Origin of the sequence: Arthrobacter agilis (assembly GCF_006494655.1) — a bacterium.
Lineage (GTDB): Bacteria > Actinomycetota > Actinomycetes > Actinomycetales > Micrococcaceae > Arthrobacter_D > Arthrobacter_D agilis.
Genome location: NZ_VHIM01000027.1, coordinates 1 through 705 on the forward strand (window position 1 = coordinate 1; position 705 = coordinate 705).

General features: G+C 61.8%; 1 protein-coding gene. It reads right to left on the reverse strand.

Annotated elements, in window-relative coordinates; translation table 11 throughout:
* Positions 1 to 395 (reverse strand): fibronectin type III domain-containing protein (locus FJV46_RS15070; RefSeq protein ID WP_170212749.1); only part of this gene is annotated, 395 nt, incomplete at its 3' end.
* Between the last annotated feature and the right edge of the window lie 310 nt (positions 396 to 705).

Sequence of the window (705 nt, forward strand, 5' to 3'; positions counted from 1 at the left end):
ATGTCAGCGGCGGTGGTGGTGTAGCGGTAGTAGGTGGCGCCGGACATGTCGGGCTTCGTGGAGAACTGGACGCGGTAGCGCGGTGCGTTGTTCCAGGCGTTCCAGGCCAGTTTGATACCGAACTCGCCTTGCGCCGTGACCTTCAGGGCAGTGGGAAACGGTGAGTCGGTTTTCGTGCTCACCTTGACGGCGTCCGAGTAGGAGCTGAGCGCGGTCGAATTGTCGGCCGCGAGCGCTCGCACGCGGAAGTAGTACGTGGTGTCCTTGGTCAGGCCCGTGATGGTCGCACTGGTAGTGCCGTACCGGTAGTACGTGGCGCCAGACATGTCCGGCTTCGTGGAGAACTGGACGCGGTACCGCGGCGCATTGTTCCACGCGTTCCAACTGAGCTTCACGCTCGTCAGCTCCTGAGACGGTGAGGCAAGTCCCGTGGGTGCTGCGGCGGTCGTCTGAGTGATGATCGAAGAAATCACCAGGGGGGCGGCAGCGGCCCCCTGTGCTCCGGCGCCAAGAAGGAGAACCAGCAGCACGGACATCACGTTGGTGATTTTCGCAAGAAAGGTTTTAGGAAGAAGAGGGGCTCATCGTAAATAAGAGTGCAGTTGGGGTCTGAAGCCGCCTGATTCGAGGAGGCTGCGGGCGATGTAGTGGGTGAGGTTTCGGAAGCCGAGGGCTGATCCGCGGAGGTGCTCGAGCCGTCCGTTG